This window comes from Nocardioides sp. P5_C9_2, assembly GCF_054049555.1.
The window spans coordinates 1-4,697 of sequence record NZ_JBFUMD010000319.1 but is presented as its reverse complement, the minus strand read 5'-3'; the positions used below and the strand labels follow the sequence as shown (position 1 = coordinate 4,697).

The 4,697-nt window shown below is 73.6% G+C and carries 3 protein-coding genes; 1 reads left to right on the top strand and 2 read right to left on the bottom strand.

All coding sequences use genetic code 11. From position 1 onward, the window contains the following. A partial coding sequence (deoD, locus tag ACXJKL_RS15000) for a purine-nucleoside phosphorylase (protein WP_457207840.1) occupies positions 1-618 on the top strand: 618 nt, incomplete at its 5' end. Positions 619-949: 331 nt separating this feature from the next. Here the strand turns inward: deoD and ACXJKL_RS14995 are convergent. Next, positions 950-1,834, bottom strand: a complete 885-nt coding sequence (locus ACXJKL_RS14995) for a sigma-70 family RNA polymerase sigma factor (protein ID WP_457207839.1) — start codon at positions 1,832-1,834, stop codon at positions 950-952. A 92-nt stretch (positions 1,835-1,926) separates the two neighbouring features. Then, on the bottom strand, positions 1,927-4,697 hold a 2,771-nt coding region (locus ACXJKL_RS14990), incomplete at its 5' end, for an ATP-dependent helicase (RefSeq protein ID WP_457207838.1).

Sequence of the window (4,697 nt, the reverse complement as noted above, 5' to 3'; positions counted from 1 at the left end):
TTCCTCGACGACGCCGACTGCTACACCGAGGTCCGCGGCATGTACGGCTACACCGGCACCTGGCGCGGCCACCGGGTCTCGGTCCAGGGCTCGGGGATGGGACAGCCGTCGCTGGCGATCTACGCGACCGAGCTCTTCGGTGAGTACGACGTCCGGACGATCGTCCGCGTCGGCTCGTGCGGGGCGCTGACCGAGGCCGTGGCGATCCGGGACATCATCATCGCCAGCGGCGCCTGCACCGACTCCTCCATGAACACCCACCGCTTCCACGGCTACGACTACGCCCCGGTCGCCGACTTCCACCTGCTCCGTCGCGCGTACGACGCCGCCGCCGCGATGCCCGGCACGACGACCCACGTCGGGCTGATCTTCTCCAGCGACTCCTTCTACTCCCCCCGCGCGGAGCTGATGGCGCCGATGGTCGAGCACGGCGTGCTGGGCGTCGAGATGGAGGCGAGCGCGCTCTACACGCTGGCGGCGGCACACGGTCGTACGGCGCTGGCGATCTGCACGGTCTCCGACCACATCGTCACCGGTGAGCAGACCACCGCCCAGGAGCGCGAGCAGACCTTCGGGGCGATGGTCGAGATCGCGCTGACCGCGGCGCTCACGGACTGACCCGCCCCGGACGCGCTACAGGGTGGCGGCAGGTCGCCGCCGGGGCCGGCCCGTGGCCGACGATGTGGCGCGACTCTGGACCGCCGACCCGCAACTGGCGGGCCCCGACAGTCATCCGGTCACWCCGGACGTCGTACGCCGCCAGTCACACGCCCGCCGCGGTGCGCCCGCCACGATGCGCTGGCCCCGCCTGGCCACCGATCCTCTGGAGCCGCCGACCCGCAACTGGCGGGCGCCGACAGTCATCCGGTCACACCGGACGTCGTACGCCGCCAGTCACACGCCCGCCGCGGTGAGCTGACATGCTGCGCCCACCACGGGGGCTGGCGGCTCAGGCGAGCTCGACGTCGAGGCCGGCCAGCGTGGCGGGGTCGCCCAGCATCTCGATCCCGGTGATGACTCCGTCGCGGAGGGTGAGCACCCACGCCGACCGGGTGGTGCCGCCGGGCGCCCACACGGCGGCGGGGAGGCCGTCGACGTACGCCGGCCGGGCGGCGGCGGCCTTGCCGCTGAACACCTCCGCAACCGCCTCGCGACCGCGCACGAGAGGCGCGAGCTCCGGAGCGCCTAGGTGGCGACGGGTCGCGGCGGCACTGACGGAGAACGCGTCGACGCGCAGCTCGATGTCGGGGTCGAGCATGGTGAGCAGGCGTTCGAAGCGGCCCTCACGGGCGGCCTCGAGRAACGCCTCCACGACCTCGCGCTGCCGGCGACGGTCGGGCTCGGACTCGCCACCCCGGACCTTGCGGCGTGCCCGGGAGGCGAGCTGCCGGGCGTTGGCGGTGCTGGTGTCGACGATGGGCGCCACCTCGTCGAAGGGCACCCCGAACAGGTCGTGCAGGACGAAGACCAGCCGCTCCGTGGGCCCCAGCTGGTCGAGCACGACCAGCAGCGCGGCTCCGACCGCGTCGGCGGTGAGGGCCTGCTCGGCGGGGTCCGGCTCGTGCGTGTCCGCGCGGTCAGGCACCTCGTCGACCGGGTGCTCGCGTCGGGTCGTGCCGGACTTGAGGGTGTCGAGGCAGATCCGCGACACCACGGTGGTGAGCCAGCCGTCGAGGTTGTCGATCCCGTCGGGCTCGCTGCGGTGCAGCCGCAGCCACGCCTCCTGCACCGCGTCGTCGGCGGCTGCCCGGCCTCCCAGCATCCGGGTCGCCACGGCGTGCAGTCGCGGGCGAGCCCGCTCGAACCGCTCCGCCAGCGCGTCGTCGTCGTCCATGTGCCCATCCTCCTGCGTCGTCCGAGTGCGGTGCTTCCCACCGCTCCCCCACCACGGTGACGACGCCGGGAGGGCCGGTGTGACCGACCGACTCACCCGACGACGATGCGCTCCAGCTCCTCGCGGCCCGGCAGGTCGCCCGGCTCGACCGTCTGACCCGTGCGGACGTAGTGGAAGACCGCCCGCACGCGCTCGAGCGGCGTGCCCGTGAGCTCGGCCCAGGCCAGCCGGTAGATCGCCAGCTGGAGCGGGTCGGCCGTCGCGGCCCGGTTGGTCTTCCAGTCGACGACGACGAACCCCGCCTCGCCGTCGACGTCGTCGGTGTAGATCGCGTCGATCCGGCCGCGGACCACCTGTCCGGCGAGGACCAGCGCGAAGGGTGCCTCGACGGCGTGGGGGACGCGGTCGGCGTACGGGCCGGACTCGAAGCGGGCGACGAGCTCGGCCAGGTCGGACTCGTCGTCGATGCCGGCGTCGGCACGCCCCTCGAGCTCGTCGTAGGGGATGAGCTCGGGCTGGTCGAAGCGCGACTCGACCCAGGCGTGGAAGCGGGTGCCGAACCGTGCCGCCGACGATGGCTTGCGCGGCATCGGCCGGGCCAGCTCGCGGGCGAACTGCTGGGGATCGTCGCGCAGCCGGCTGAGGGCCGTCGCGGACAGGCTGGAGGGAAGCTCCACCCGGATCTGGCCGCCGCGGTCGGCGCGGGCCTCGGCCAGCAGGCGCTCGATGGCGGCGTCCCAGTCGGCCACCTGCCCGGCGGTGACGACGTCGAGCCCCTCGTCGGGGGCCGCGGGGTCGACGTCTCGCACCGCCTCCGCCGCGGCGAGGCGCAGCCGGGCCTCGCGACCGATGCCGGTCAGCGGCCACGGACGGGAGGGGTCCTCGCCGGCGTAGGGGTGCACGGCGTCCTTGGCGGGCTTGTCGAGCCACCCGGCGACCTCCTCGCCCCAGCCGGCGATGACGTCCCGCATCGTCTCCTGGAACGGCGAGGGGCCGAACGGGCTCTTGCGGGCGTTGAAGAGGAAGGACGTCACCCACATCTCGTGCTCGGCGCGGGTGAAGGCGACGTAGCCCAGCCGGAGCTCCTCGGTGGCCTCGTGGGTCTTCGAGGCGGCGCGGTAGGCGTCCAGGGCGGCCTTGTCGTAGCCCTGGAGCTGCGGGAGGTCGTCGGCGTCGCCGCGCAGGGGCGCCGGCATCACCGACGGCGARGACGTCCACAACGTCCGGCCCCGGGTCGACGGGAAGCGGCTCTCGCCCACCCCGACCAGGAAGACCGAGTGCCACTCGAGCCCCTTGGACCGGTGCACGGTGAGCAGCTTGACCGAGTCGGCCTCGCTGGGTGTGGCGGCGTCGAGGCCGTTGCCCTGGTCGTCCTCGGCGGTGAGGTAGGCCAGCAGGGCCGGCAGGCTGACGTCCCCGTCGACCGCCTGGAACTCCGCGACCGCCTTGACGAAGAGGTCGAGGTTGTCGCGACGGGCCAGGGCCGCCGGGCCGACCGCCGACGCGAGCTCGATGTCGACCCCGGAGGTGTCGATGACGCGACGTACGACGTCGAGCAGCGGCTCCGAGACGTGCGAGCGCAGCATCCGCAGCTCGCCGGCGAGCAGGGCGAAGCGCTCCCGGGCCTCCTCGGAGTAGGGCGGGTCGTCTCCCGGGTCCTCCAGCGCGTCGCCGAGGGCGGGCACCTCGGCGGGGTCGATGCCGTCGGCGATCTCGAGGAGCGCCTCGCCGATCTCGACGGCATCGGGCGCGCGGCCCCGGCCGCCGGACAGCTCGGCCGCGCGCTGGGCGAGCAGGTGCAGGTCGCGCGGCCCGACCGCCCACCGCGGCCCGGTGAGCAGGGTCAGCAGGGAGGAGTTGGCGGTGACGTCGTGCATCAGGTGCAGGGTCGCGACGATCTCGGCCACCTCCGGGAGCCGGAGCAGCCCCGACAGGCCGACGATCTCGACCGGCACGTCGGCGCCGGTGAGGGCGTCGAAGACCTCCTCGGCGTGCGCGTTGTCGCGAGTGAGCACGCCCAGGCGCGACCAGTCGCCGGTGCGGGTGTGGGCGTCGCGGACGCGCTCGACGAGTGCCGCCAGCTCCTCGCGGTGGGTCTCGAAGACCTGGGTCTGCACGAGGCCGGGCGCCGCGCCCGGGTCGGCGACCAGTGGCGAGACCTGCGGGAAGGCGTCGTACAACGGCTGGGCGAGCACGTTGGCCAGGTCGAGGATCCGGGTGTCGGAGCGCCGGTTGACCGTCAACGGCAGCACCGGGACGACTCCCCCGCGAGCGGCCGGGAAGGTGTCGGCGAAGTTGAGGATGTTGGACACCGAGGCACCACGCCAGCCGTAGATGGCCTGGTTGGGGTCGCCCACCGCGGTCACGGCGTGGCCCAGCCCGGACGCCTCGTCGGGCCCGGAGAACAGCCTCGACAGCATGAGTGCCTGGGCGACCGAGGTGTCCTGGTACTCGTCGAGGAGCACCACGCGGAACCGGTCGCGCTCGGCCGCGCCCACGTCGGGCTGCTCGTCGGCCAGCCGGGCGCCCAGCGCGATCTGGTCGGAGAAGTCCATGAGGCCGAGGTCGGCCTTGAGCCTGCGGTAGCTCTCGACCAGCCCGAGCAGCTCGGCGCGCCGGTCGATGGCGAAGATCGCCTTGTCGATCTCCCCGAGGTACGTCGCACGGTGCTTGCCCTGCTCCTCCAGCAGCCTCGCGGCGAGGAACCCGGGCCGCTCCGCGGCGTCGAACGCCCGCACCTCGTCGGGCGAGCGCAGGTGCTCGCTCAGGGTCGAGTCGAGGGCGAGGAGGTTCTGGATCGCGGTCTCGGCGTGGTCGGTGAGGTGCTCGACGACGCCGGTGTAGCGATCGACCACCCGGGCAC